The organism is Micromonospora sp. U21 (assembly GCF_018070045.1).
Classification (GTDB): Bacteria; Actinomycetota; Actinomycetes; order Mycobacteriales; family Micromonosporaceae; genus Micromonospora.
Window position 1 is genome coordinate 157,811 of the sequence record NZ_JAGPYK010000011.1, and the last position, 26,216, is coordinate 184,026.

The following is a 26,216-nucleotide window of genomic DNA, read 5'->3' on the forward strand; positions in this document are numbered from 1 at the left end:
CGGCAGTGGACGAGGTCCGCAACCTGATCATCATCGGCTCCGGGCCGGCCGGTTACACAGCGGCGGTCTACGCCGCGCGCGCCAACCTGAAGCCGCTGATCATTGAGGGCGTGCAGTCGGGCGGCGCACTGATGACCACTACCGAGGTGGAGAATTTCCCCGGCTTCGCCGACGGCATCCTCGGCCCCGAGCTGATGGACAACATGCGCAAGCAGGCCGAGCGGTTCGGCGCCGAGTTTCTCACCGACGACGCGACCCGGGTCGAGTTGGTCGACACCGGCGATGCGGGCTCCGGCGCGGTGAGCACCGTCTGGGTCGGCGAGACCGCCTACCGGGCCCGCTCCATCATCCTCTCCACCGGTTCGGCGTGGCGTCCGCTGGGTGTGCCCGGCGAGCAGGAATACCTGGGCCACGGCGTCTCCTCGTGCGCCACCTGCGACGGGTTCTTCTTCCGCAACCAGCACATCGTGGTCGTCGGCGGCGGCGACTCGGCGATGGAGGAGGCCAGCTTCCTCACCCGCTTCGCCGACTCGGTCACCATCATCCACCGGCGCGACTCGTTCCGGGCCAGCAAGATCATGGCTGACCGGGCGCTGCACAACGAGAAGATCAAGGTCGAGTGGAACAGCACCGTCGAGGAGATCCTGGGCGCTGACGGCAAGGTCACCGGCGTACGGGTCCGCAACGTGCACACCGGCGAGACCAAGGTGCTGGACGTGACCGGCGTCTTCGTGGCCATCGGTCACGACCCCCGCAGTGAACTCTTCCGCGACCAGGTCGAGCTGGACGACGAGGGCTACGTGAAGGTTCAGGCCCCCAGCACCCGGACCAACGTGCCCGGCGTCTTCGCCGCCGGTGACGTGGTCGACCACACCTACCGTCAGGCGATCACCGCGGCCGGCACCGGCTGTGCCGCCGCGCTCGACGCCGAGCGGTTCATCGCGACGCTCAGCTGAAAATCGAAACATCCCGGAGGAGGGGCATAGTGGGAACAACCAAGGCGGTCACCGACGCGAGCTTCGTCGCTGACGTGCTGCAGGCCGACAAGCCGGTTCTGGTGGACTTCTGGGCCGAGTGGTGCGGGCCCTGCCGCAAGGTGTCGCCGCTGCTCGAGGAGATCGCCGGCGAGATGGGTGACCAGGTCACCATCGTCAAGCTCAACATCGACGAGAACCCGGAGACCGCCCGGGCCTACCGGGTGATGTCCGTGCCGACGCTGACCGTCTTCAAGAACGGCCAGCCGGTGCAGTCGATCGCTGGCGCCAAGCCGAAGGGTGAGCTGGTCCGGCTCATCGAATCGGCACTCTGACCAGCAGGAACGTCACCGAACCCCGTACCCGGCGACCGGGTGCGGGGTTCGGTGTATTCCGGGCCCACACCACGCCCGTTTTTCCCGCCCGAGCCACCTCGCAGCCCCGGAACGCATAGCCTCAAGCCGGGGCCGCCCGGCCAGCCAGCGTCGTGCAGAGGGGGTCGTGCGTGCGTCCGATTCGACCCGGTGACCGGGGACCCGCGGTCACGGAGATCCGTACCATCCTCACCGGCCTCGACCTGCTCGCCTCCGCCGCCAGCCCACACCTGGACGAGTTCGACCTCGACACTGAGCGGGCGGTCCGCGCCTTCCAGCAGTCCCGCGGGCTCAGCGTGGACGGCCGGGTCGGGACGGAGACCTGGGGGGCCCTGGACGCCGCCCGGTGGCGGCTCGGCGCCCGCACCCTCTACCACGCGGTACCCGAACCGCTCACCGGCGAGGACGTCAGGTCGCTCCAGGAGCGACTGCTGGAGATGGGGTACGACGTGGGCCGGGCGGATGCCATCTACGGCATCCGGACCTCCCGGGCGGTGGCTCAGTTCCAGCGCGAGGTCGGCCTCACCCCCGACGGCTCCTGTGGACCACAGACCATGAACGCGCTGCGCCGGATCGGCCGCAAGGTGGTCGGTGGTCGCCCCCAGTGGCTACGCGAGTCCGACGCGATCCGGCAGTCCGGGCCGGCGCTGGTCGGCAAGACGGTGGTCATCGACCCCGGCCACGGTGGCACCGACCCGGGGGTGGTGGTGCCGGACGGGTCGCTGCGCTGGACGGAGGCGGACCTGGTGCACGACCTCGCCAGCCGGCTGGAGGGGCGGCTCGCCGCGTCCGGGGTGCGGGTGCAGCTCACCCGGGGTCCGGCGCCCGACAGTTGCCTGCCGGACACCGACCGGGCCCTGCTGGCCAACTCACTCGGCGCCGACGTGTTCATCTCGCTGCACCTGGACGGGCACGCCAACCCGGACGCGGAGGGCGTCGCGACCTACCACTACGGAACCAACAACGGGGTGACCTCGGCGACCGGTGAGCGGCTGGCCGGGCTGGTGCAGCGGGAGATCGTCGCACGCACCGGGCTGCGGGACTGCCGTACCCACGCCAAGGCGTGGGACCTGCTGCGGCTGACCCGGATGCCGGCGGTCCGGGTGGAGGTCGGCTACCTCACCTCACCGGCGGACCGCACCCGGCTGATCGACCCCCGTTTCCGGGACCGGGTGGTGGAGGCGATCGTGGCCGCGGTGCAACGGATGTACTTCCCGATCGAGCGGGACGTACCGACCGGCTCTATCGACGTCAGCGAGCTGCGGGCGGTGATGACCGCCGGGACGGTGGTCGACTGAGCCGGGTGCCGGGACGCTCGAAGCGACTTTCGCTCAGCCGCCGGTGGAGCGGGTGGCCGGGGCGGGGCGGACCGGACGGAGCAGGGTCTCCGGGCTCATCGAGCCGAGCAGCTTCTCCAGCGCGTACTCGACGTCGGACTTCCAACTCAGCGCGGTGCGCAGCTCCAGCCGGAGCCGGGGGAACCGCGGATGCGGACGTACCGTCTTGAATCCGACGGAGAGGAAGAAGTCGGCCGGAGCCACACAGCCACCCGCCGGATCGTCCGCGTCGCCAAACTTGGCGTCCCCGAACGCCTCGATCGCCTTGATCCCCCGCTTGGTCAGGTCCCGGGCGACACCCTGCACCAACATCCGGCCCAACCCGCCACCGGCGAACGCGGCGACCACGTTGGCGGTCATCAACAGCGCCGCGTCGGCGGAGACCGGCGAGGTGGGGAAGGCCATCGAGCGGGGGACGTAGGCGGGCGGGGCGTACATCACGAAGCCCGCCGGCATGCCGTCGACGTACGCGAGCTTGCCGCACGAGCCCCACTCCAGCAGCGTCTGGGAGACCCACGCCTCCTTTTCCAGGCCCGGATCGCCAGCGGCGCAGGCACGGTCGGCGGAGACCGGGTCCAGCTCCCAGTAGACGCACTGCCGACAAGGGCGAGGAAGGTCTTCCAACGTGTCGAGGGTCAGGCTGACCAGACGTCGCGACATATGGCGCATCCCCACAATAGGCTCGGTGGTGAGACCGGCACGGAACGACAGCGCCGCCTTCCTGCCCCCGACGAGCGATCGTACGCCGTTGATCGACGGTACGGGAGGGGACGCGCAGATGGTCACCGCACCGGGGGACACCGGGACCGGTCCGGGATGTGGACGGTCCGCCGCAGCAGGCCAGCACCGTGGCTCCGGCGGACTAGGATCGACAATCGGTGTCCCCGCCGCCATGGTCGCCTGCGTCCGGGGTACCCGGGGGAGCCACCCGAGCAGCGATCGAGGTGAGGTCATGACCGGCACGACGCTCGACGACTACACCGACCGGTACGCCCGGCGGGTACGCGGGATGACCGCCTCCGAGATCCGAGCACTCTTCGCGGTGGCCAGTCGGCCGGAGGTCGTCTCGCTCGCTGGCGGGGCGCCGTACATCGCCGCCCTGCCACTCGACGCGGTCGGCGAGATGCTCGGCCGGCTCGGCTCCGAGCACGGCGTGACCACCCTCCAGTACGGCATCGGCCAGGGCACCCTTGAGCTGCGCGAACGGATCTGCGAGGTGATGGCGCTCTCCGGGATCGACGCCGGCTGCGGCGCCTCCCCGGAGGACGTGGTGGTCACCGTCGGCGGGCAGCAGGCGCTGGACCTGGTGGCCCGACTCTTCCTCGACCCGGGTGACGTGGTGCTCGCCGAGGGTCCGACGTACGTCGGCGCGCTCGGGGTGTTTCAGGCTGCCCAGGCGCAGGTGGCGCACGTGCCGATGGACGCCGACGGCCTGATCCCGGAGGCGCTGGAGACGGCCATCGACGACCTGGCCCGGGCCGGCCGCCGGGTCAAGTTCCTCTACACCATCCCCACCTACCAGAACCCCACCGGCGTGACGCTCAGCGAAGAGCGCCGGGAACGGGTGCTCGACATCTGCGAGCGCGCCGGGCTGCTCGTGGTTGAGGACGACCCGTACGGTCAGCTGGGGTTCGAGGGCGAGGCGCCCGCACCTCTGCGGGCCCGCCGCCGCGAGGGGGTCTTCTACCTCAGCACGTTCTCCAAGACCTTCGCGCCTGGGCTGCGGGTCGGCTGGATCCTGGCGCCGCACGCGGTTCGCGACAAGCTGGTCATCGCCAGCGAGGCGCAGATCCTCTGCCCCAGCGGCTACGCCCAGGCCGCGGTCGCCACCTACCTGGGCACCATGCCCTGGCGGCAGCAGCTCAAGGTCTACCGCGAGGTCTACCGGGAGCGCCGGGACGCCATGCTCGACGCGCTGGCCGACCTGATGCCCGAGGGCACCAGCTGGACCACCCCGGCCGGCGGCCTCTTCGTCTGGGCCACCCTGCCCGACGGGCTCGACTCGAAGGCCATGATGCCGCGAGCGGTCGCCGCCCGCGTCGCCTACGTGCCCGGCACCGGCTTCTACGCCGACGGCACCGGCACCAGCACCATGCGGCTGAACTTCAGCTTCCCGCCGCCGGAGCGGATCCGCGAGGGCGTACGCCGGCTGGCCGGGGTGATGGAGCAGGAGATCGCGATGCGCCGGGTCTTCGGCGCCGTGGGTGGCGCCGCCGGGCGACGCGGCCGGGCCGGCTCCGACGTGCCGGGACCCGACTTGGCATGATGCCGGCATGGGTACGACCGCTGCCGAGCGCCTCCACGTGACCAATTCCGCCGTCGCGGCCGACCTGCGCGTGCTGGTACTCGCCGGCGGGCTCTCCTACGAGCGGGACGTCTCGCTGCGCTCCGGTCGCCGGGTGCTCGACGCGCTGCGCGCCGTCGGCGTGGAGGCCGAGCTGCGGGACGCCGACGTGGCCCTGCTGCCGTCGCTCGCCGTCGACCCGCCGGACGCCGTGGTGATCGCACTGCACGGCGCCACCGGCGAGGACGGCTCGCTGCGTGGAGTGCTGGACCTGTGCGGCATCCCGTACGTCGGCTGCGACGCCCGTGCCTCCCGACTCGCCTGGGACAAGCCCTCGGCCAAAGCGGTGCTTCGCGAGGCGGGCATCCCGACTCCGGACTGGGTGGCTCTGCCCCACGACCGCTTCTCCGAGCTGGGTGCGGTGGCCGTGCTCGACCGGATCGCCGACCGGCTGGGCCTGCCCCTGATGGTCAAGCCGGCGCAGGGCGGGTCGGGGCTGGGCGCCGCCGTGGTCCGCGATGCCGCGTCGCTGCCGGCCGCGATGGTCGGTTGCTTCGCGTACGACTCCACGGCTCTGGTGGAGCGGTACGTGCCGGGCATGGACGTGGCGGTCTCCGTGGTCGACCTGGGCGACAGACCGCAGGCGCTGCCGCCGGTCGAGATCGTGCCGCGTAACGGTGTCTACGACTACGCCGCCCGTTACACCGCCGGGCGTACCACGTGGCACGCCCCGGCCCGGTTGGAGCCGGAGGTTGCCGCCGCCGTGGCCGACGTTGCCCTCGCCGCGCACACCGCGCTCGGCCTCCGTGACCTCTCCCGGGTCGACGTGATCGTCGACGCAGCCGGTCAGCCGCACGTGCTGGAGGTCAACGTCTCGCCCGGCATGACGGAGACGTCGCTGCTCCCGCTCGCCGTGCAGGCGGCCGGCCTGGACTTCGGTCGACTCCTCGGCTCCCTGGTCACCCGGGCCGCCGCACGCCGCACCACGTCCTGAGCTCCTCGCCGCTGGACCCAACTCCAGGGCGGTGCCGCCGTGCCCCAACTTCCGCCCGGTGCCGTCCGGCCCGGCTTCCGCGACGTTCCCGACCGATCGATCATGAGGTTGGCGGGTGCCGGACGGCCTGACCGCCGCCAACCGCATGATCGCGTCGACTGTCAGCGTGCGGTGGGCACGTCCTTGGATGTGCTGAAGCTGCCGGTGGGTGGGGTGCCGGCCGCAGCGGTGCGGCTGTGGGTGGCGTCCGCGTCGGTGGCGTCCGCCGGGTCGGGCGCTGGCCCGTCAGCGGGCTTGGTGGCCGGTTCGGTGGTGCGCTCGGTGGCCGGGCCGGTGCTCGTGGCGGTGGTGGTTCCGGTTGTCGGATCGGTGGTGGCGGAGGAGTGCGTGGTTCCGCTGCCCGTGTCGGTGTCGCCGTCGATGTCGCCGTCGATGTCGGTGTCGCCGTTCGGGTCGGTGCCGGAGTTGGCGTCGGGCGCTGGCTCCGGAATCTCCTCTGCCGCTTCGATGACCGAGATCGCCGCCGCCGCTGCCGCGGCGGCGTCCGCAGCGGCGGACTGTGCCAGCAGGCTGGACGGTGCCTGCCACTGGATGCGGGGCGGCTCGGCGAGCGGTCGGCCACCGAACTCGGCGAGCCAGGCGGCGACGAGCGCCAAATTTTCCCGCCACTGCGCCTCAGAGATCGGCGGCAGGATCGAGTCCCACAGCGACAGGAAGGTGCCCCGCAGCTGAAGCCGCCCGTACGGCCGGGCGAGGAACCACATGTGCAGATGGGCGGAGCCATCGCCCCACCTGTTGACGTGCACCCGGGCCACGCCGTCCAACGATCGGATGGCCCGCTCCAGGCGGACGGTCATCACCCCCAGCTCGGCGGCGAGCAGGTTCGGCAGGTCACCCAGGTCGAGGTGGGTCCGCGACTCCAGGATGAGCACCATGGGCAGGCCGGTGGGCCGGTCCATGGCGCGTACCCGCCACCGCTCTCCCACCCAGATGTAGGCGTCGTCAGGAGCGTTGCAGGCGGTGCATTCCCGGAGGCCCTCGCCCTTGCGTGGCGGTTCGACCGGGACCGGATCGTCGAGCTGCTTCACGCGGAGGTCACCCTCGAAGGGAAACGAGGGCCACTGGGTGAAGTCCGGGACTGAGGGAGGGGTGTCGTGCACGACGCTGACCCTAACCGAGTCTGGCACCGCTGTCCCTACCAGTTTGATCCCCTCCCGGTCCAACCGGTCAGCGCTCATCGTCGATCGATGTACGGATCACCAAAGCGCGGGTGGGGCGATATCCACAGGCTGCGGAGATCCTGAACACGGGCCGTCATCCACAGGCTGGCACCCGCTTTCACGCGGTGTTTCACGTGAAACAGGGGGTGCCTGTGGACAACCGGTGTGGATAACTTTTTGGCCCGTCGTTCGTTGCCCACGATCCGCTCGCAGGCACCGGTTGCGACTGCGCCGACGTTGACGGTCGGGACGGTGCCGAGGCTCGACGTCGCGGCGTAGCCACCCGAAGCTCGGGCGGCATCGAGGCCGCGTCGGCGCGCTGTGCGGCGGAATCGGCGAGCGCTCGGCGCCGGCTCGGGTGAGGCGAGTCGTCGCACGGGCCGGAGGGCCTTCAGACGCTGAGCATGCGCTCGGCGGTCGGCGCGGGGCACCGGAGCAGGTCGAGCGAGATGGCTCGGTGTTCTGCCCGCTGCCCCCGCCCGCTGCACCCGTTTCCGCACCCCATCGGTCCACCGTTGGCTCCCAGCCCTCTCCCGCTCACCGTCAAGGCCGCAGTTTCAGGGATGTTGTCGTCTCGCGAGGGGTGGAGGCCGCAACATCCCTGAAGTTGCTCGGATCTTGGCCTGGCTCACAGGGCGTTTGCGGAGAGCGGGTGTGGAGGACGGCGCGTGCGCATGGGGCGGGTCGGGCTCGCAGGGCCTGGTCGTGAGACGGACAGGACCGGGTCTACCCGCGCCAGACCCCGGGGGCCGGGCGGGATCGCGGGTGCGCGCACGGCGAGACAAGGCGCGGGCCAGGGCCCGGTCCAGCGCGAGGCGCGAACTCGAAGCGCGGGGTCGGAGCAGCTGAGCCGGCGCCCGCCGAGGGGCGCAGAACCAGCGCGGGCGTAGACCCGGCACGAACCCTACGGGCGGAGTGCACGGGCGTTCCATCACCCGAGCGCGGCACTGGCCCGGTGTGAGGAGCGGGCCGGCATGGGTCACGGCCGGCGTGAGGCGCGGAGCGCAGTCCGAGCGAGGGCGGAGCGCGGGCCCCAGACGCAGTCCGAGCGCACGGCGCGGGCGCAGAGTGAGACGGGCACGGAGCCGGCGCGGGGCGAGCAAGCATGGCGCGAGGCTCGCCAGACCACGGGCCCAGCGCACGAGCCAGTTGCCCACGCGCCGGAGACGGGTCCGTCCCGCGAGGCGAAGGCACACGGGCTTGGCGGCGAGCAGCGCAAGTCGACATCGCGCACGGCAGGTCCATGGTCCATGCCGCCGGCTCACCACGGCCCGCGCACGAGTCCATTCGAGTGAGCCATCCGGGCACGGCGCGGGACTCGTCGGTTCCCCTGTACGCCAATAGGGTCACGTCCGTAGTCGGACCGAGGAGACGCCGACGGTACGGGGAAGACGAACGGCCCGCGGGACCGGCACCCGTCCAAGACCACCACGCGGGGCGGGCGAGGCCCCAGCGGGCTCCTCAGCGGGCGCAAGAGCCCTTCCCTCGTAATCCCCGGGACTGCGCCGTCGGCCACCGCAGGCACCGCCGTGTTTCACGTGAAACGGCCGAGAGGGCCAGGGGAAGGAAGCGCGGCGAAGGAAACGCAGCGAACAGCCACACCGAGCTCGGTACCCGTTCACGGACACGGCGGCCTGACAGGCCACGTCGCCTGCAATGCACCGGACGCCGGCCGCCGAACCATCGGTCCGTTTCACGTGAAACCGACACGGCCAGATGCAGAACGGCCGCGCACCCCGAGGGGAAGCGCGGCCGCGGGCGGACGGGGCGATCAGTCCCCGGTCCCCTCCTGTTGCACTCCGATGATGCCGACGATCCGCTCCAGGTCGTCCACCGTCGCGAACTCGATGGTGATCTTGCCTTTGCTCCGGCCGATGTCCACCTTCACCCGGGTGTCGAACCGATCCGACAACCGGTCGGCGAGGTCGGTCAGGGCGGGCGCGTGCGGCTTCGGTCGCCGCTTCGCGGCCTGGCCCTTCGCCGGCCCGTCGTTCAGCGTCAGGGCCACGATCTCCTCGGTCGCCCGGACCGACAGTCCTTCGGCCACGATCCGCAGCGCCAACTGTTCCTGCGCCTCCGACTCGTCGAGGCTCAGCAGGGCACGGGCGTGGCCAGCGGACAGGATCCCCGCAGCCACTCGGCGCTGCACCTGGGCCGGCAGGTTCAGCAGCCGGATGGTGTTGGAGATCTGTGGCCGGCTCCGACCGATCCGGCGGGCCAGCTCCTCGTGGGTCGCACCGAACTCCTCCAGCAGCTGCTGGTACGCGGCGGCCTCTTCCAGCGGGTTCAGGTTGGCCCGGTGGATGTTCTCCAGCAGCGCGTCCCGGAGCATGGCGTCGTCGCGGGTGTCTCGGACGATCGCCGGAATACTCTCCCGCCCCACCGCCTGGGCGGCCCGCCAGCGCCGCTCGCCCATCACCAGCTCGTACTTCTCTTCGTCGAGCTGCCGTACGACGATGGGCTGAAGGAAGCCGACCTCCTGAATGGAGGTCTTCAACTCCTCCAGCGCCTCCTCATCGAAGACCTGGCGGGGCTGCTTCGGGTTCGGGACGATCGCGTCGACCGGGATCTCCGCGAATCGGGCTCCCGGCACCGGGCTGAGCGTGGGCTCCGGCTCGCGCGCCGGCGGACCGGCGGGCGCCGGCGACACCACTGCGACCGACTCATCCTCCACGTGCCCGTTCTCCGGCTCGGCTGTCAGGGTGCCCGCAGCACCCGGCACCGGCCCGGTCGGGATGAGCGCCCCCAGGCCCCGACCCAGCCCGCCCCGAGGACGGTTCTTCATGCCACGCCTCCCAGCGAATCGTCCGCACTACGCATTCCGGCCCACCGGCTCCTTGACGCCCCGCTCGGCGATCTCCTGGGCGGCCTCGAAGTAACTCGTGGCACCCCGCGAACCGGGATCGTAGGTCATCACCGACTGGCCGTAGCTGGGTGCCTCGGAGACCCGGACGTTGCGGGGAATGACTGCCTGGAGCACCTTGTCGCCGAAGTGGTTCCGGACGTCCTGCTCGACCGCGTCCGCCAGGCGGGTCCGGCGGTCGTACATGGTCAGCAGGATGGTCGAGACGTCGAGCTTGGGGTTGAGGTGTTGCCGCACCAGGTTGATGTTGTTGATCAGCTGGTTGAGTCCCTCCAGGGCGTAGTACTCGCACTGGATCGGGATCAGCACCTCCTGCGCGGCGACCAGGGCGTTGACCGTGAGCAGGCCGAGCGAGGGCGGGCAGTCGATGAAGACGTAGTCGAACTGCCCCGGGTAGGCGGCGATGGCCCGGTCGAGGCGCGACTCCCGCGCCACCACCGACACCAGCTCGATCTCGGCGCCGGCAAGGTCGATCGTCGCGGGTACGCACCACAGGTTGGGGATGCCGTCGACCGCCTGCGCCACCTCGGCCAGCGGCACGCTGTTGATCAGGCAGTCGTACACGTCGGGTATGCCGGTGTGGTGCGGGACGTTGAGGCCGGTCGAGGCGTTGCCCTGTGGGTCGAGGTCCACCACGAGCACCCGGTTGCCGTGCAGGGCGAGCGCCACCGCAAGGTTGACCGTGGTCGTGGTCTTACCCACGCCGCCCTTCTGGTTCGCGACGCACATGACCCGGGTCCGGTCCGGCCGAGGCATGGTCACCTCGCCACTGGGATTCAGGATCTGCACGGCGCGCATCGCCTCCATAGCCAACGGTGGGTCATCCTCTTCGCGCGTCGGGGTTTCACGTGAAACGTACGTGGGGTCGGCCGCCACGGCAGCCAGCGACTCTGCTGACGCGACCGGCACATCGGCAACCACCGGCGCGGCGTCCTGAGCCACCGCCGCGGTGGGTTGGTGCGGAACCGCCGGCTCGAAGCGGACCGCCGCGACGGTGTTCCGCCGACCCGAGGTCGGCCGTACGTCGGCGGCGTTGACTGGTCGCGTCACCGCGTCCGGTGCCCGGCGGACAGCCGCTGGTTCCGTGGTGTCGGGTCCGGCCGGCTGACTCGCGGGCTCGTCCCGCGACACCAGCGGATCATTGTCCGCCGGCCGGGGCGAAGGCCCGGAAGCGCCGGGCGACCAGCTCGGGTAGTCGGTTTCACGTGAAACGGGGTCGCTGGTTGACCCGGTCACGCGTGGATCGTCGTACCTGCCGTCGTCATGCACCTGTCATCCCTACCCGCTTCGGATGGTCGGTCCGCGCCCCGGTCAACTTGGCCGCACCCGCGCTCGCACCCCCGGAGCGTACGGCTCCTCGGGAGCGGTCGGAGGCCCACGACGTCCGTCGCCCGCTCCACACTATCGACGCGCGGTCAGCCTACGGCGGACGGGCGTGGCCGGTCCACGTCGGGTTCTCATCCCCTCGTTCCATCCGTACCGGTACAACGAGAGAACCCACCGGCCGGACGCCCGATGGCGCGAAGCGTCAACGGCGGCGTGGGCGCCCACTCCGGGACCGCTTACTGCCGGCCGGGCGAGCGGGACCGACCATCCGCTCACGGACGACCTCCACGACCGTGGCAGGTGGATCGATCACACCGACCCCGCAGAGATGCACGCTCGGCTCCCCGCCGCCGAGCCGTTCCACCACCGCGGCGTGCTCGTTGATCTCCTCGGCGGCGGACGCGCCCTTGAGCGCCAGCAGGCGCCCGCCGCGCACCGCCAGCGGCAGGCTCCAGGCCGCAAGTCGGTCCAGCGGCGCAACGGCGCGGGCGGTCACCACGTCCCCGCTGATGGGTTCCCTGCCGCTCGATCCGCTGGCGGCTTCATCGGCCCGACCTCGGAACACCCGCACCGATCTGGTCAGGCCGAGACGCTCGACGACCTCGATCAGGAACGACGTCCGTCGGGCGAGCGGCTCGATCAGGGTCACCGTCAGGTCGGGGCGCGCGATGGCCAGGACCAGACCGGGCAGACCGGCGCCGGAGCCTACGTCGAGCACGGTCGCGTCAGCGGGGATCCGCTCGGCGACCGCAGCGCAGTTGAGCAGGTGCCGGTCCCAGATCCGGGGTGCCTCCCGGGGGCCGATCAGACCACGGACCACTCCGTCGGTGGCCAGCAGCTCGGCGTACGCGGCGGCAACGTCGAGCCGATCCCCGAAGAGCGTCAGGGCGGCCGGAGCCAGCTCGGGTGGCAGCTCCGCGTCGGACGGCGACGGCGCACCGCCACCCGCGCCGTCCCGCGCCGGATCGGTGTCCACGCCGGGGGTCTCGGGCCGGACAGCGGACGGCCCGGGCGGCGTGCCGCCCGGGCCGGTCACGGCGTCAGCCGTGGTGTCATCGTGGGTCACCCGGTCAGTCCGCCGGCCGTACGACGATGCGCCGGCTCGGCTCGACGCCCTCGGACTCGCTCACCACGCCGGACATGGCGTTGACCACGTCGTGGACGCACTTGCGCTCGAACGCGGACATCGACTCCAGCCGGACCGGCTCGCCGTACTCCTTGACCTTCTCAACGGCGTTCTTGGCCACTGCGGCGAGCTCCTTGCGGCGGTTCGCCCGGTAGCCGCCGACGTCCAGCAGCAGGCGGCTCGGCGTGCCAGTCGCCCGGAAGACGGCGAGCCGGGTCAGCTCCTGGAGCGCCTCCAGGGTGGCCCCGCGCTGACCGACCAGGTTCTGCAGCCGGGCACCGACCACCTCGACCACCGGCCGGCCGCCGGCGACCAGCTCGTCGATGTCGCCGTCGTAGTCGAGGATGTCGAGCAGGCCTTCGACGTAGTCCGCCGCGATCTCGCTCTGCCGGAACAGTTCGCCCTCGCCCGCGGGCTTCTTCTCCCGGCCGCCGGCGGTGGCCTCGGTGTCGTCGTCGGCCTCCGTGTCGTCGTCGGCCTCGATGTCGTCGTCCACCGCGAGCGGTGCGGTCTCCTCCTCGTCCAGGGACTGCTCGGCGCGGGGGATGCTGGTCTCGGTCACGGTCTCATCTCCGTACTCGCTCGGCCGGACCGTCGGGTCCGCTGGTTTCCCGGGGCCGGCGGGAGGTCGCCGGTGCCCACGGGCACGTCTGTACGGGCAGTGTCGCCCGCGGCCGCGTCACGCGCGGTCGGTTCCGTCCGGCGCCGGCCGTACGGCGGCTGCGCGGTGCGGAACGGGCCGCCGCCGGTCACCCCGCGACGGCCCGGAGTATCAGCCCTGCCGCTTGGCGGGGCGGCTCTTCTTGGGGTTCACCGGCTTGGCACCCGGCTTCGGCCCGGCCACCTTGGGCGCGGTCGCCTTGACCGGCGCCTGCGGGGCCGACTTGCCGCGCCCGAACAGGCCACCCGCCTTGGCGGGCTGCACCGGGTTACGGGCAGCGGGCGTGGCGGCCTTCTTGGCGGTCACCGGCGGCGGGAACTTGCGCAGCACCCACTGCTGCTGGCCGAGGGTGAAGAGGTTGTTGGTGACCCAGTAGATGATCACGCCGATGGGGAAGATCGCGCCGGAGATCAACAGCGACGCGGGGATGCCGTAGAGCATCAGTCGCTGGATCATCCGCTGCTGCGGGTCCTCCGCCCAGCCGGTCTTGAGGATCATCTGACGGCTGGTCAGGTAGGTGGTGGCGATCATCACCAGGACCAGGATGCCGGCAATGACCTTGACGGTGGTGCCGTTGGCGCCAAGGCGGGCCAGCTCGTCGGCCGTCGAGCCGAACTTGCCGGCGATCGGAGCGGTGAAGAGCTTCGCCTGCGAGGCGCTCTCGAACTGGTCGGCCGTCCAGCCGTAGAGGGTCTTGCTCTGCTTGGCCGGGTCGAGCCGGCGCAGCACGTGGAAGAGGCCGAGGAAGACGGGGATCTGGAGGAACATCGGAAGGCAGCCCATGAGCGGGTTGGCCTTTTCCTTCCGGTAGAGCTCCATCATCTCTTTCTGGAGCGTCTCCCGGTCACCCTTGTGCTTCTCCTGCAGCTCCTTGACCTTGGGCTGAAGCGCCTGCATCGCCCGTTGCGACTTGATCTGCTTGACGAAGACCGGGAACAGGATCACCCGGACCGTGACAACCAGGAAGACGATGGCCAGGATCCAGGCGAAGTTGGTGCCGATCACCGCGTTGACGGGCACCCCGATGGCGTCCCAGGCAGAGTGCCAGGTCAGCAGGATCCACGAAATCGCGTAGTAGATCCAGTCGAGACTCAATTCGGTGCTCCAGTCACATCGGCACGACGGCGACCGCCCGGCTCCGGCACCGGGTCATGTCCACCAGGGTGGAAGGGGTGGCAGCGCAACAGCCGCCGGACCGCCAGCACCGCTCCCCGGAGCGCGCCGTGCCGGGCCACCGCCTCCTGGGCGTACGCACTGCACGACGGGTAGAACCGACAGCGGGCCGGCAGTGCCGGACTTATCCACCGACGGTACGCGATGATGGGCGCGATCAGCACCCTGGCACCGCTTGTGGGGCGGGGGGCGGGGGGCTCCGGGCTCATCGGGACCTCCGCTCCCGGGGCGACCGAGCGGCGGCGATGGCGGCGTCCAGGTCTGCGGCGAGTCGGGGGTACGACGCCTCGGCCGCCGCGGGAAGCGCTCGGACGACCAGGGTGCTGCCTGCGGGCAGCACGGCCAGCCGCTCCCGGACCAGCGCCCGGAGCCGACGCCGGACCCGGTTGCGGACCACCGCGTTGCCGACGGCCTTGGACACGACGAAGCCGGCGCGGGTCGGCGTGGAGGGTTGCTCCGCACCGGTGTCCCGCGCCGGCTCCGGCAAGGTCGGTGTGCTGGGGCCGGGGGTCGTCGGCACGGTCAGGTGGACCACGACGGCGCCTCGTCCGGCGCGTCGGCCACCGCGGACCGCTGCGGCGAAGTCAGTGCTGCGCCGCAGTCGCTGTGCGGCGGCCAGCACGACTGCCCACGTCCCCCGGACCGGCCCGGTCGGCTCAGGCCGACAGGGTGGTGCGACCCTTGGCGCGGCGGCTCGAGAGGATGGCACGGCCGGCACGGGTGCGCATGCGCAGCCGGAAGCCGTGGGTCTTCGCGCGCCGGCGGTTGTTCGGCTGGTAGGTGCGCTTGCTCACGTCAGGCTCTCCGTTTTCGTACGCGCCCCGGGCGACGGGATCGCCGGGGTCGTGGGGTGGTCCAGGCCACCTCGACGGTGGCCACCGATCGGTGCTGCCCGGCGGAGCGGGACCTCGGCGATGCGGGGATGCGACCGCGGACAGCAAGCACCCATCACCCTAGCAGAGGACGAGAGAGCAGCCGCTCCAGCCTACGCAGGGGTGCAATGACCGTCAAACACCTCGCGACGGCGGAGATCGGGACGCGCCCGGGACCGAAGGGGCGGTTTTCGCTGATGCCGACAAGGACCCTGCCGCGTCGCCGGTTGATGGCGCAGGGACAACGCTGTTACCGTGCCCGATTGCGGTGAGCGTCGGAGGCTCCGGTCGTCGCGCGCAGGCAAGACCGGACACGGTAGTGAATCGTTCGGCACGGTGAACCCGCTTCAGCGCCCGTTCAGGCAGGGGGCAGGTCCCACCCGCGTCCGGCGGGCGGCCACAATCGGTCGGTACACAGGCTGTGGACAACCTGTGGACGAGCACTGGTCAACCGTCCGGGTGGGTGATGTTCCACCCGCGAACGCGGCGGGCCCGGGACGGCCGGCTGGCAGACAGCGGCGGCCGGGAGCAGAGGCGAGGGGGTGGCACGACGGTGGCCGGTACGACCGACCTTGCCGCGGTGTGGTTAGCGGCGACCGACGAGCTCGCCGACGAGATCATCTCCGCCCAGCAGCGCGCCTACCTCCGACTGACCCGGTTGCGGGCGATCGTCGAGGACACCGCGCTGCTCTCCGTCCCGGACGCGTTCACCCGCGACGTGATCGAGTCACGGCTGCGCCCGGCGATCACCGAGGCGCTCACCCGGCGGCTCGGCCGGCCGATCCAGGTCGCGGTCACCGTGCGGGTGGCCGAGGACACCGCCGGCCGCCCGGCTGGCACCGTCTACCGCAGCGCCCCGGAGCCGGGGTCGATCGACGCCGAGGGTTCGCCCGCCGGCCCGTTCGACGACGAGCACTCCGGCCGGTCGGTGACCGACGTGGTCAACCCCGAACAGCAGCACCCGGCGCGAGCGCCGGAGCCGGCCGAGCCGGCCGCGCCACCGGCCCCGTCCGGCCCGCCGCTCGCGCCGACCGCCGACGGGCACCGGTCCGGGCTGATTCCGGCGAGCCGCGACGGGCAGGAGGCGTTGTTCAGCGCCGCGTTCGTGGAGCCGCTGCGGACGCCCCGGCCGGCGCCGGACCGGCGCGGCTACGACGAACAGGCCGGCCGCCTGGACCCGGCGGGACCGGACACGCGGCCCTACGAGCCGCGCTACCGCGAGGACGCGGCGTCGCCCCGGGACCAGCACGTGATCCGTGCGCTGCCCCGGGACAGCGGGACGGACAGCGGTCCGGGTCGCAGTGGGGTGGATCATCGCGTCGGGGGCCGCGACGACCGCCGGCTGCCCGGCACCGACACCGGCGGCAACCGGCTCAACCCGAAGTACATGTTCGAGACGTTCGTCATCGGCTCGTCCAACCGGTTCGCCCACGCGGCGAGCGTGGCGGTGGCCGAGTCACCGGCGAAGGCGTACAACCCGCTGTTCATCTACGGCAGCTCCGGGCTGGGCAAGACGCACCTGCTGCACGCCATCGGGCACTACGCCACGACGCTCGGCAACGCCCGCTCGGTGCGGTACGTCTCGACCGAGGAGTTCACCAACGACTTCATCAACTCGCTCCGGGACGACAAGACCAGCGCGTTCCAGCGGCGCTACCGCGACGTCGACATCCTGCTGATCGACGACATCCAGTTCCTGGAGAACCGCGAGCGCACCCAGGAGGAGTTCTTCCACACCTTCAACACGCTGCACAACGCCAACAAGCAGATCGTGATCACGTCGGACCGGTCGCCGAAGCAGCTTGCCACGTTGGAGGACCGGCTGCGGACCCGGTTCGAGTGGGGTCTGCTCGCCGACATCCAGCCGCCGGACCTGGAGACCCGGATCGCGATCCTGCAGAAGAAGGCGGCACAGGAGCGGCTCTACGCCCCGCCGGACGTGCTGGAGTTCATCGCCTCCCGGGTGTCGAACTCGATCCGGGAACTGGAGGGCGCGCTGATCCGGGTGACCGCGTTCGCGAGCCTGACCCGGTCGACCGTCGAGCTGTCGCTGGCCGAGGAGGTCCTGCGGGACTTCATCCCGGACGGCGCCGGTCCGGAGATCACCGCGGACCAGATCATGGTCTCCACGGCGGACTACTTCGGGGTGAGCCTGGAGGACCTGCGGGGTCAGTCCCGCTCGCGGGTGCTGGTCAACGCCCGCCAGGTGGCCATGTACCTGTGCCGGGAGCTGACCGAGTTGTCGCTTCCCCGGATCGGGCAGGCCTTCGGTGGCCGGGACCACACCACGGTCATGCACGCCGACCGCAAGATCCGCCAGCAGATGGCGGAGCGGCGCTCGCTCTACAACCAGATCGCCGAGTTGACCAACCGCATCAAACAGAACACCTGAGGCGTACGCCCGCCGTCGTGACGGCACGCAGCCCCCGGGACACGCCCGGCCGGAGACCCGGCCGGGCGTTCTTTTCCGTCTCTGGTGGGTCTCCGACTTGACCCTCGACATGGTGCAGACCACAACATCTACGCCGTGACCGCTTCGATGCTCACTCGTTGTCCACAGCTCGTTGTCCACCGTCGGTGGATAACTACGGTCCGTCCTCCACCAGTTACCCACAGGCTGTGGAGAAACCCTGTGTACGACGCTGTGGACGGCTGGGGACAACGGCGAGGTTGTCCACCGACGACCGTCGACCTGTGTACGACCTGTTGAAGGTTCTGGGGACGACGCCAATGGTGATCTTCTTGGCGATCCACAGGCTTGGGGAGAAAGTCGGTGGATTACCGGTGGACAACCGGTGGACAACGGTGGACAACCGGCCGTCGCGGCCGGGCTGTGGACACGCAAGGCGGTTGTACCCCCGGTTCTCCACAGCCAAATCACCGGTGGATAACCTGTCTGAGCTGCGTGGACCCGGGTTCTCCACAGTTTGCACAGGTGCGATGAAGACGATGAGTTATCTCTTCTAAGAGAACAAAAACCAATCATCACCGTTGGACTTTCTGTGAATCGGGCCGAACGCTGCCGGATCAGCCGGTCAGCATCGACACGATCCATGGGGCCGGGCGCACAGCCGATGCCCCCGCGCCCTAAAGTGCGATGGGTACCCGCACGGTTGGGCGGGACGGAAGGCAGCGGTCGGCATGAGAGAGTTGTCGCTGACGTCGACGCGGAGGCATTGATGAAGTTCCGAGTGGAGCGCGACGCGCTCGCCGAGGCCGTGGCCTGGACCGCGAAGAGCCTGCCGAGCCGGCCGTCCGTACCGGTGCTGGCCGGGGTGATGCTCCGCGTCACCGACGGCAACCTGCGGGTCTCCGGGTTCGACTACGAGGTCTCCAGCCAGGTCACCGTCGAGGTGCAGGGCGACGCCGACGGCGCCGCGCTGGTCTCCGGTCGCCTGCTCGCCGAGATCACCAAGGCACTGCCGGCCAAGCCGGTGGACATCGCCGCCGTCGGCGCCCACCTCGAGCTGGTCTGCGGCAGCGCCCGGTTCACCCTGCCCACCATGCCGGTGGAGGACTACCCCGCCCTGCCCGAGATGCCGCAGAGCGCCGGTACGGTCGACGCCGCCGCGTTCGCCACCGCCGTTTCCCAGGTGGCCATCGCCGCCGGTCGCGACGAGACGCTGCCGATGATGACCGGCGTCCGCGTCGAGCTCTCCGGCAGCACCCTGTCGATGCTCGCCACCGACCGATACCGGCTGGCGCTGCGCGAGATCCAGTGGCGGCCGGACGACCCCGAGGTGAGCATCAACGCCCTGGTGCCGGCCCGCACCCTGAACGACACCGCCAAGGCGCTCGGCCCGCTGGGTGGCGAGGTCACCCTCGCCCTCGCCCAGGGCGCGGCGGGTGAGGGCATGGTCGGCCTCGCCGGCGGGACCCGGCGCACCACGAGCCGGCTGCTCGACGGGGCCAACTACCCGCCGGTGCGCTCGCTCTTCCCGGCCACCCACAACGCCGAGGCCCGGGTGCCGGTCAGCACCCTGATCGAGGTGGTCAAGCGGGTCGCGCTGGTCGCCGAGCGGACCACCCCGGTGCTGCTGAGCTTCAGCGCAGACGGCCTGGTGGTCGAGGCCGGCGGCTCGGAGGAGGCGCGGGCCAGCGAGGCGATGGAGGCCACCTTCACCGGTGACGCGCTGACCATCGGGTTCAACCCCCAGTACCTCATCGACGGCCTGGCCAACCTGGGCTCCCAGACCGCCGTGCTCTCGTTCGTCGACGCCTTCAAGCCCGCGGTGATCTCGCCCGCCGGCGAGGATGGCGAGGTCATTCCGGGGTACCGGTACCTCATCATGCCGATCCGCGTGTCCCGCTGATCGCGCGCACCGATACCCAGATCCACGGAGGTAGGAACACATGCAGCTCGGCCTGGTAGGACTCGGCCGGATGGGCGGCAACATGCGGGAGCGGTTGCGGGCCGCCGGCCACGAGGTGGTCGGCTTCGATCACAATGCGCAGATCAGTGACGTGCCGACCCTCGCCGGGCTGGCTGAGAAGCTCGAGTCACCGCGGGCGGTCTGGGTCATGGTGCCCGCCGGCGTCACGGACGCGACCATCGACGAGCTCGCCGCGGTGCTGGGTGAGGGCGACATCATCATCGACGGCGGCAACTCCCGGTTCAGCGACGACGCCCCCCGCGCCGAGCGGCTCAACGAGCGCGGCATCGGCTACCTGGACGTCGGCGTCTCCGGCGGCGTCTGGGGCCGGCAGAACGGCTACGCGCTGATGGTCGGCGGCGCGCAGGAGCACGTCGACCGGCTGATGCCGATCTTCGACGCGCTCAAGCCCGAGGGCGAGTTCGGCTTCGTGCACGCCGGGCCGGTCGGCGCCGGGCACTACTCCAAGATGGTGCACAACGGCATCGAGTACGGCCTGATGCACGCCTACGCCGAGGGCTACGAGCTGCTGGCCGCCTCCGAGCTGGTGACCAACGTGCCGGGGGTGTTCAAGTCCTGGCGAGAGGGCACCGTGGTCCGCTCCTGGCTGCTCGACCTGCTGGACCGCGCGCTCGACGAGGACCCGGAGCTGGCCGAGCTGAGCGGTTACACCGAGGACACCGGCGAGGGCCGGTGGACGGTTGACGAGGCGGTCCGGCTGGCCGTGCCGCTGAACGTCATCACCGCCTCGCTGTTCGCCCGGTTCGCCTCCCGGCAGGACGACTCGCCCGCCATGAAGGCCGTCGCCGCGCTGCGCCAGCAGTTCGGTGGCCACGCCGTGCACAAGCGCTGAGCGGTATCCACACCCTGTGTATGTCCACCGGCTGGAACTGGTCGACTTCCGCTCGTACGAGCGGGTCGCCGTCGACCTCCAGCCGGGGGCGAACGTCCTGATCGGCGCCAACGGCGTCGGCAAGACCAACCTCGTCGAGGCGCTGGGTTACGTGGCGACCCTGGACTCGCACCGGGTCGCCACGGACGCGCCACTGGTCCGGATGGGCGCCGCATCGGCGGTGATCCGCTGCGCGGTGGTGCACGACGGCCGTGAGCTCCTGGTCGAGCTGGAGATCGTGCCCGGCAAGGCCAACCGGGCCCGGTTGGGCCGCTCCCCGGCGCGGCGGGCCCGGGACGTGCTGGGCGCCCTGCGACTGGTGCTCTTCGCCCCGGAAGATCTGGAGCTGGTCCGGGGCGACCCGGCCGAGCGCCGTCGCTACCTGGACGACCTGCTGGTCAACCGGCAGCCCCGGTACGCCGGCGTGCGGGCCGACTACGAGCGGGTGGTCAAGCAGCGCAACGCCCTGCTGCGTACCGCGTACCTGGCCCGCAAGACCGGCGGCTCCCGGGGCGGCGACCTCGGCACCCTCGCCGTCTGGGACACCCACCTGGCCCAGCACGGGGCGGAGCTGTTGGCCGGCCGGCTGGAGCTGGTCGCCGCGCTCACCCCGCACGTTTCCAAGGCGTACGACGCGGTGGCCGCCGGGCGCGGAGCCGCGGCCATCGCCTATCGGCCCTCGATCGAGCTGGCCGAGCCGACCACCGACCGTGGCGCGTTGGCCGCCGCGCTGACCGCGGCGCTCGCCGCGTCCCGCTCCGCCGAGATCGAACGGGGCACCACCCTGGTCGGCCCGCACCGCGACGAGCTGGCGCTGACCCTCGGTCCGCTGCCCGCCAAGGGGTACGCCAGCCACGGCGAGTCCTGGTCGTTCGCGCTCGCGCTGCGGCTGGCCGGGTACGACCTGCTGCGCGCCGACGGCATCGAGCCGGTGCTGGTGCTCGACGACGTCTTCGCCGAGCTGGACACCGGTCGCCGGGAGCGGCTGGCGGAGCTGGTCGGCGGCGCGAGCCAACTGCTGGTCACCTGCGCGGTGGACGATGACGTGCCGGCCGCTCTGCGCGGCATCCGCTACCAGGTCGGCGAGGGGACGGTACGCCGTGTCGGATGAGCCACGACCCAACCGTCCCGACGCTGGCCGGGGTGACCGGCGGGCCAGCGATGCCGCGACCGCGCGTACCCCGGGGTCGAAGGCGACCGGGGGCGGTCCCAGCGGTGGCGACGGCGGTGGGCAGCCGGACGCCGCCACCGGGCCGGAGCTGGCCCGGGCTGTGCTCGACGCGGCGTTGTCCCGGCGGCAGGCGGCGGCGCGCGCCCGGCGTACCCCCGGGGGTGGCGGGGGCGACGACGGCGGCTCCGGGCGGCGGCTGCGCGGCTACTCCGGTCCGGGTCCCGACCCGCGCGACCCGCAGCCGCTCAGTGCGGTGCTGAACCGGTTGGTGAAGGCGCGTGGCTGGCAGCAGCCGGCGGCCGAGGCCACGGTGTTCGGTGCCTGGGAGCGGGTGGTAGGCGCGGAGGTCGCGCAGAACAGCCGGCCGGTCAAGCTGGAGAACGGTGAGCTGACCGTGGAGGCCCGCTCGACCGCCTGGGCGACGCAGCTGCGGCTGCTCGCCGGTTCGCTGCTCAAGCAGATCGGCCGGGAGGTCGGCCACAACGTGGTGCGCAAGCTGCACATCCACGGACCGGCCGCGCCGTCCTGGTCGAAGGGGCCGCGGCGGGTCCGCGGCCGGGGGCCGCGGGACACCTACGGCTGAGCGGCGGCTCAGCTCCGCCGGTCAGCCTCCTTGGCGGCGCGCTTCCGTTCGCGCTGTTCGCGGGTGTAGCGCTTGCGCTCGGCCAGGTCGCGCTTCCACGCCTCGCGGGCCTCGGTTGAGCCGCCCTGCACCGCGCCCTGCACGCCTTCGGCCGGGCCGGCGAGGTGCCGGAAGGCCCAGCGCATGAACCGGCCACCCTCGCCTGCGGATCTGGTGGCCGCGCCGTCCTCGCTCATCTGCCGCCCTCTTTCTGCGCGCCTCGCCCCGCCCGAACAACCGGGCCTAGGGTTGGTGTACCAATGATTGGCGTACCAATGATCGGTACGATAGCCACTGTGCTTGGGGAGGGCAACCGAATGAGCGAACGACCCGACGGCGTCGACCCGCTGGCGCTGGAGCAACAGGTCTGCTTCGCCCTCTCGGTGGCGGCGCGCAGTGTCGTGGCCGTCTACCGACCGCTGCTGGAACCGATGGGTCTCACCCATCCGCAGTATCTGGTCATGCTGGCGCTCTGGCAGCACGCGCCGCTGTCCGGCCGTGACCTCAGCCGGCTGTTGCAGCTCGACCCGGGCACCCTGTCGCCCCTGCTCAAGCGGCTCGAAGCCGCCGGCTACCTGCGCCGCGAGCGCGACGCCGCCGACGAACGCAGCCTCGCTGTCACCCTCACCGCCAGCGGGGTCGCCCTGCGCAGCCGGGCCGAGCGGATCCCCGCCGCGATCGTGCAGCGGCTCGGCCTGCCGGTCGAGGATCTGCAACACCTGCACGCGGTGCTGACCCAGGTGATCGCCGCGGCCAACCGGCCCTGGGGTGACGACCAGATCGCCGCCGACCCCGGGCCGGCCGGTCAGGCGTCGGCGTAGACGGCGAAGCCGCGCTCGGCGCAGCGCCGGTAGAACGCCGCCAGCACACCCAGCTCGGCGCAGGTGAAGTTCCACTGCGGCGGGTCGCCGCTCTCGTCGCGCAGCGCGTTGAGCCGGCTCTCCAGCCAGCGCAACTGCTGTTCGGCCAGCCGTCCGTCGCCGAGCAGCGAGCGCAGCACCGTGCTCACCGACTCGAACGTGACCGCCTCGCCGTGGGCCCGGTGGCCGGTGACGAACCGTTCGATGCCGCCGGCGATCCAGGCGCAGCCGTCCGGGTCGATCACCGGATCCTCGTCCTCGGCCGCGGCGTCTGTGGCGTACAACACACCTTCCAGGCCGAGCAGCAGATCCACCAGCTCGGTGTACGCCGTCGCTCGGACGGTGCCGGTCTTCGCGATCAGCTCAGCCAGCGCCGCCGTCGGAGCGGAGATTCGCGGCACGTCGACGATCTCGCCGAAGTCGACGAACTCGGCCGGCGCGACCGGATCGTAGAAGCGGCCGGTCCGCGGCCAGTGCACCGCGACGTTGTCCAGCCCCATCTGTCACCTCTTAAAGAGCACGTGTCGGGTCGATCGGGTCGATCGTCCCGGTTCCGGCCGGTAAAGATCAAGGCCGCTTCCGGAGCGCCGCAAACGTACGGCACGGGCGGTCCGGCCGCGACCCCCGACCCGCCCGGTCGCGGGTCAACCCGTTCCGGGGCGGCGCGTCCGATCGGAGCCTGGCGTGTGGGGGGAGTCGCGGGTAACGGGGTTCTGCCGGCTACGGACTTCTCAGCCGCCTCGCTGAGGGTGCCGAGTGGTGGTTCTGTCCTCCGCGCACAGTAGGATTGACGGTGAGACGAAGACCCGGTGCGGAGCGAGGGACGGGGCCGGTGGCCCCGGGATCATTCTCCACGTCGGGTCGAGCCGATCGCGATCCGCGGGCAAACCGCGGCGACCGGCGCGTTCGACCCGCTGTCCGGAGGTCTCCGGCACCGGTCCGCGCGTCGACGTCGCGTCCTGTCCGCCGAACCCGCGCCCGACGCGCCCTTGCGGCGCGGACGACGCGAGAAAGTGGCCGAGGGTGGCAGCGCAGGACAAGCAGGAGTACGGCGCAGAGTCGATCACCGTTCTCGAGGGGCTGGAGGCGGTTCGCAAGCGGCCCGGTATGTACATCGGGTCCACCGGCGAGCGCGGTCTGCACCACCTCGTCTGGGAGGTCGTCGACAACGCGGTCGACGAGGCGCTGGCCGGTTACTGCGACACCATCGACGTCGTGCTGCGCGCCGACGGCGGGGTCCAGGTCACCGACAACGGCCGTGGCTTCCCGGTCGACCTGCACCCGAAGCTCAAGAAGCCGGGCGTCGAGGTCGCGCTGACCGTGCTGCACGCGGGCGGCAAGTTCGACGGCAAGGCGTACGCGGTCTCCGGTGGTCTGCACGGCGTCGGCGTGTCCGTCGTGAACGCGCTCTCCACCCGGATGGCCGTGGAGATCCACAAGTCCGGTTTCGTGTGGCGGCAGCAGTACAACAACTCCAAGCCCGGTCCACTGGACAAGGGTGAGACCACCGACCGCAGTGGCTCGACGGTCTCCTTCTGGCCCGACCCCGACGTCTTCGAGACCGTCGACTTCGACTTCCAGACCATCTACCGGCGCCTCCAGGAGATGGCCTTCCTCAACCGCGCCCTCCGCATCCACCTGCTCGACGAGCGGGTGGCCGAGGAGGAGGACGGCCGGCAGCGTGAGGTGACCTTCTTCTACGAGGGCGGCATCGCCGACTTCGTCCGGCACCTCAACGCCTCGAAGAGCCCGATCCACAAGACAGTGGTCGAGTTCGAGGCCGAAGAGGAGGGCATGTCACTCGAGATCGCCATGCAGTGGAACGAGTCGTACGGCGAGTCGGTCTACACCTTCGCCAACACGATCAACACCCACGAGGGCGGCACCCACGAGGAGGGCTTCCGGTCCGCGCTGACCAGCGTGGTCAACCGGTACGGCACCGACAAGAAGCTGCTCAAGGGCGACGAGAAGCTCTCCGGCGAGGACATCCGCGAAGGGCTCGCGGCGATCATCTCGGTCAAGCTGGCCAACCCGCAGTTCGAGGGCCAGACCAAGACCAAGCTGGGCAACACTCCGGTGAAGAGCTTCGTGCAGCGGGTCTGCAACGACCGGCTGGTCGACTGGTTCGACCGCAACCCGGCCGAGGCCAAGATGATCATCACGAAGGCGTCCCAGGCGGCCCGCGCCCGGATCGCCGCCCAGCAGGCGCGCAAGCTGGCCCGGCGCAAGTCGCTGCTGGAGTCCGGCTCGATGCCGGGCAAGCTGGCCGACTGCCAGTCGACCGACCCCCGCGAGTCCGAGGTGTTCATCGTCGAGGGTGACTCGGCCGGCGGCTCGGCCAAGCAGGGTCGCGACCCACGGACCCAGGCGATCCTGCCGATCCGCGGCAAGATCCTCAACGTGGAGAAGGCCCGGATCGACCGGGTGCTGAAGAACAACGAGGTCCAGGCGCTGATCACCGCGCTGGGCACCGGCATCCACGACGACTTCGACATGGAGAAGCTGCGGTACCACAAGGTGGTGCTGATGGCCGACGCGGACGTCGACGGCCAGCACATCCAGACGCTGCTGCTCACCCTGCTGTTCCGCTTCATGCGTCCGCTGGTCGAGATGGGGCACGTCTACCTGGCCGCCCCGCCGCTCTACAAGATCAAGTGGAACAAGAAGGGCGACGACGCGCAGTACGCCTACTCCGACCGTGAGCGGGACGGGCTGATCGCGCTGCGCCAGCAGAAGAAGCCGAACGCCAAGCCGGACGACATTCAGCGGTTCAAAGGCCTCGGCGAGATGAACTATCCCGAGCTGTGGGAAACCACGATGAACCCGGCAACGCGTACTCTGCGTCAGGTCACGCTCGACGACGCGGCGACCGCCGACGAGTTGTTCAGCGTGCTGATGGGTGAGGACGTCGAGGCGCGCCGGTCGTTCATCCAGCGCAACGCCAAGGACGTGCGGTTCCTGGACATCTGATGGAGCTCGGGGGCCGGCCGGGGCAGACCCGGCCGACCCGCCGATCCACAGAGTTATCCACAGCTTGGCCAGTATCCACAGCCGTTATCCACAGCACGAAAACGACTCTGAGTCTGATAAGGGT

Annotated in this window: 23 protein-coding genes and 1 pseudogene; 12 read left to right on the top strand and 12 right to left on the bottom strand. The window is 71.0% G+C overall.

Annotation, left to right across the window (positions count from 1 at the left end; all coding sequences use genetic code 11):
* Nucleotides 1-5 precede the first annotated feature (5 nt).
* The 3 genes from trxB to KBX63_RS17170 all read left to right on the top strand — a co-directional run bounded on the left by trxB (nucleotide 6) and on the right by KBX63_RS17170 (nucleotide 2,646).
* On the top strand, nucleotides 6-956 hold the full coding sequence (trxB, locus tag KBX63_RS17160; RefSeq protein WP_210912239.1) for a thioredoxin-disulfide reductase: 951 nt from the start codon (nucleotides 6-8) through the stop codon (nucleotides 954-956).
* A gap of 29 nt (nucleotides 957-985) precedes the next feature.
* Nucleotides 986-1,309, top strand: a complete 324-nt coding sequence (gene trxA / locus KBX63_RS17165) for a thioredoxin (protein ID WP_089018414.1) — start codon at nucleotides 986-988, stop codon at nucleotides 1,307-1,309.
* 170 nt (nucleotides 1,310-1,479) lie between these two features.
* Complete coding sequence (locus KBX63_RS17170; protein WP_210912240.1) at nucleotides 1,480-2,646, top strand: N-acetylmuramoyl-L-alanine amidase; 1,167 nt, start codon at nucleotides 1,480-1,482, stop codon at nucleotides 2,644-2,646.
* Between the two features lie 33 nt (nucleotides 2,647-2,679).
* On the opposite strand, the gene KBX63_RS17175 is transcribed toward KBX63_RS17170, so the two are convergent.
* Entirely contained in the window at nucleotides 2,680-3,345 is a 666-nt protein-coding gene (locus tag KBX63_RS17175) for a GNAT family N-acetyltransferase (RefSeq protein ID WP_074315552.1), read from the bottom strand.
* 292 nt (nucleotides 3,346-3,637) lie between these two features.
* Between KBX63_RS17175 and KBX63_RS17180 the strand changes: the two genes are divergently transcribed.
* Together KBX63_RS17180 and KBX63_RS17185 are read left to right on the top strand one after the other, a co-directional pair.
* Nucleotides 3,638-4,951 carry a PLP-dependent aminotransferase family protein gene (locus tag KBX63_RS17180; RefSeq protein ID WP_210912241.1) on the top strand — a complete coding sequence of 438 codons (1,314 nt, stop codon included), beginning with the start codon at nucleotides 3,638-3,640 and terminating at the stop codon, nucleotides 4,949-4,951.
* Nucleotides 4,952-4,958: 7 nt separating this feature from the next.
* Nucleotides 4,959-5,963, top strand: coding sequence for a D-alanine--D-alanine ligase (locus KBX63_RS17185; protein ID WP_210912242.1), 1,005 nt, complete (start codon nucleotides 4,959-4,961; stop codon nucleotides 5,961-5,963).
* A gap of 161 nt (nucleotides 5,964-6,124) precedes the next feature.
* Here the strand turns inward: KBX63_RS17185 and KBX63_RS35250 are convergent, their stop codons facing one another.
* The 9 genes and pseudogenes from KBX63_RS35250 to rpmH all read right to left on the bottom strand — a co-directional run bounded on the left by KBX63_RS35250 (nucleotide 6,125) and on the right by rpmH (nucleotide 15,126).
* Entirely contained in the window at nucleotides 6,125-7,123 is a 999-nt protein-coding gene (locus KBX63_RS35250; protein ID WP_307871738.1) for a hypothetical protein, read from the bottom strand.
* Nucleotides 7,124-8,954: 1,831 nt separating this feature from the next.
* Nucleotides 8,955-9,827 (bottom strand): annotated as a pseudogene (locus tag KBX63_RS17195) (ParB/RepB/Spo0J family partition protein); the annotation flags it as partial.
* Between the two features lie 168 nt (nucleotides 9,828-9,995).
* A complete protein-coding gene (locus tag KBX63_RS17200) occupies nucleotides 9,996-10,967 on the bottom strand; it encodes a ParA family protein (protein WP_374102233.1) in 972 nt (323 codons plus the stop codon).
* A 607-nt stretch (nucleotides 10,968-11,574) separates the two neighbouring features.
* Nucleotides 11,575-12,348: a 16S rRNA (guanine(527)-N(7))-methyltransferase RsmG gene (gene rsmG / locus KBX63_RS17205; RefSeq protein WP_374102234.1), complete on the bottom strand. Its 774-nt coding sequence runs from the start codon at nucleotides 12,346-12,348 to the stop codon at nucleotides 11,575-11,577.
* A gap of 94 nt (nucleotides 12,349-12,442) precedes the next feature.
* Nucleotides 12,443-13,060 (bottom strand): R3H domain-containing nucleic acid-binding protein, encoded by a 618-nt coding sequence (locus KBX63_RS17210; RefSeq protein WP_210912245.1) that lies wholly within the window; start codon nucleotides 13,058-13,060, stop codon nucleotides 12,443-12,445.
* A gap of 210 nt (nucleotides 13,061-13,270) precedes the next feature.
* Complete coding sequence (gene yidC, locus KBX63_RS17215) at nucleotides 13,271-14,254, bottom strand: membrane protein insertase YidC (protein WP_210912246.1); 984 nt, start codon at nucleotides 14,252-14,254, stop codon at nucleotides 13,271-13,273.
* Nucleotides 14,251-14,541 carry a membrane protein insertion efficiency factor YidD gene (yidD, locus tag KBX63_RS17220; RefSeq protein WP_210912247.1) on the bottom strand — a complete coding sequence of 97 codons (291 nt, stop codon included), beginning with the start codon at nucleotides 14,539-14,541 and terminating at the stop codon, nucleotides 14,251-14,253. Before yidD ends, yidC begins: the two co-directional genes overlap by 4 nt.
* Nucleotides 14,538-14,954 carry a ribonuclease P protein component gene (rnpA, locus tag KBX63_RS17225; protein WP_210912248.1) on the bottom strand — a complete coding sequence of 139 codons (417 nt, stop codon included), beginning with the start codon at nucleotides 14,952-14,954 and terminating at the stop codon, nucleotides 14,538-14,540. Before rnpA ends, yidD begins: the two co-directional genes overlap by 4 nt.
* Nucleotides 14,955-14,988: 34 nt before the next feature.
* A complete protein-coding gene (rpmH, locus tag KBX63_RS17230; RefSeq protein WP_007453904.1) occupies nucleotides 14,989-15,126 on the bottom strand; it encodes a 50S ribosomal protein L34 in 138 nt (45 codons plus the stop codon).
* 544 nt (nucleotides 15,127-15,670) lie between these two features.
* On the opposite strand from rpmH, the gene dnaA reads away from it, so the two are divergent.
* The 5 genes from dnaA to KBX63_RS17255 all read left to right on the top strand — a co-directional run bounded on the left by dnaA (nucleotide 15,671) and on the right by KBX63_RS17255 (nucleotide 22,223).
* The gene (dnaA, locus tag KBX63_RS17235; protein ID WP_247662526.1) at nucleotides 15,671-17,596 is read left to right on the top strand and encodes a chromosomal replication initiator protein DnaA; all 1,926 of its coding nucleotides are present in this window, start codon (nucleotides 15,671-15,673) and stop codon (nucleotides 17,594-17,596) included.
* A gap of 787 nt (nucleotides 17,597-18,383) precedes the next feature.
* On the top strand, nucleotides 18,384-19,517 hold the full coding sequence (dnaN, locus tag KBX63_RS17240) for a DNA polymerase III subunit beta (protein WP_210912250.1): 1,134 nt from the start codon (nucleotides 18,384-18,386) through the stop codon (nucleotides 19,515-19,517).
* 40 nt (nucleotides 19,518-19,557) lie between these two features.
* Nucleotides 19,558-20,430 (top strand): phosphogluconate dehydrogenase (NAD(+)-dependent, decarboxylating), encoded by an 873-nt coding sequence (gnd, locus tag KBX63_RS17245; RefSeq protein ID WP_210912251.1) that lies wholly within the window; start codon nucleotides 19,558-19,560, stop codon nucleotides 20,428-20,430.
* Nucleotides 20,431-20,446: 16 nt separating this feature from the next.
* Entirely contained in the window at nucleotides 20,447-21,580 is a 1,134-nt protein-coding gene (recF, locus tag KBX63_RS17250) for a DNA replication/repair protein RecF (RefSeq protein ID WP_210912252.1), read from the top strand.
* The gene (locus tag KBX63_RS17255; protein ID WP_210912253.1) at nucleotides 21,570-22,223 is read left to right on the top strand and encodes a DUF721 domain-containing protein; all 654 of its coding nucleotides are present in this window, start codon (nucleotides 21,570-21,572) and stop codon (nucleotides 22,221-22,223) included. The genes recF and KBX63_RS17255 overlap by 11 nt, the downstream gene beginning before the upstream one ends.
* Before the next feature lie 8 nt (nucleotides 22,224-22,231).
* Here the strand turns inward: KBX63_RS17255 and KBX63_RS17260 are convergent, their stop codons facing one another.
* Nucleotides 22,232-22,459, bottom strand: coding sequence for a hypothetical protein (locus KBX63_RS17260; RefSeq protein ID WP_210912254.1), 228 nt, complete (start codon nucleotides 22,457-22,459; stop codon nucleotides 22,232-22,234).
* A 120-nt stretch (nucleotides 22,460-22,579) separates the two neighbouring features.
* Between KBX63_RS17260 and KBX63_RS17265 the strand changes: the two genes are divergently transcribed.
* Nucleotides 22,580-23,083, top strand: a complete 504-nt coding sequence (locus tag KBX63_RS17265) for a MarR family winged helix-turn-helix transcriptional regulator (protein WP_210912255.1) — start codon at nucleotides 22,580-22,582, stop codon at nucleotides 23,081-23,083.
* Here the strand turns inward: KBX63_RS17265 and KBX63_RS17270 are convergent.
* Complete coding sequence (locus tag KBX63_RS17270) at nucleotides 23,068-23,622, bottom strand: hypothetical protein (RefSeq protein WP_210912256.1); 555 nt, start codon at nucleotides 23,620-23,622, stop codon at nucleotides 23,068-23,070. The two genes, KBX63_RS17265 and KBX63_RS17270, sit on opposite strands and share 16 nt — an antisense overlap.
* Before the next feature lie 523 nt (nucleotides 23,623-24,145).
* Here KBX63_RS17270 and gyrB point away from each other — a divergent pair.
* The gene (gyrB, locus tag KBX63_RS17275; RefSeq protein ID WP_210912257.1) at nucleotides 24,146-26,092 is read left to right on the top strand and encodes a DNA topoisomerase (ATP-hydrolyzing) subunit B; all 1,947 of its coding nucleotides are present in this window, start codon (nucleotides 24,146-24,148) and stop codon (nucleotides 26,090-26,092) included.
* Nucleotides 26,093-26,216: the final 124 nt, after the last annotated feature.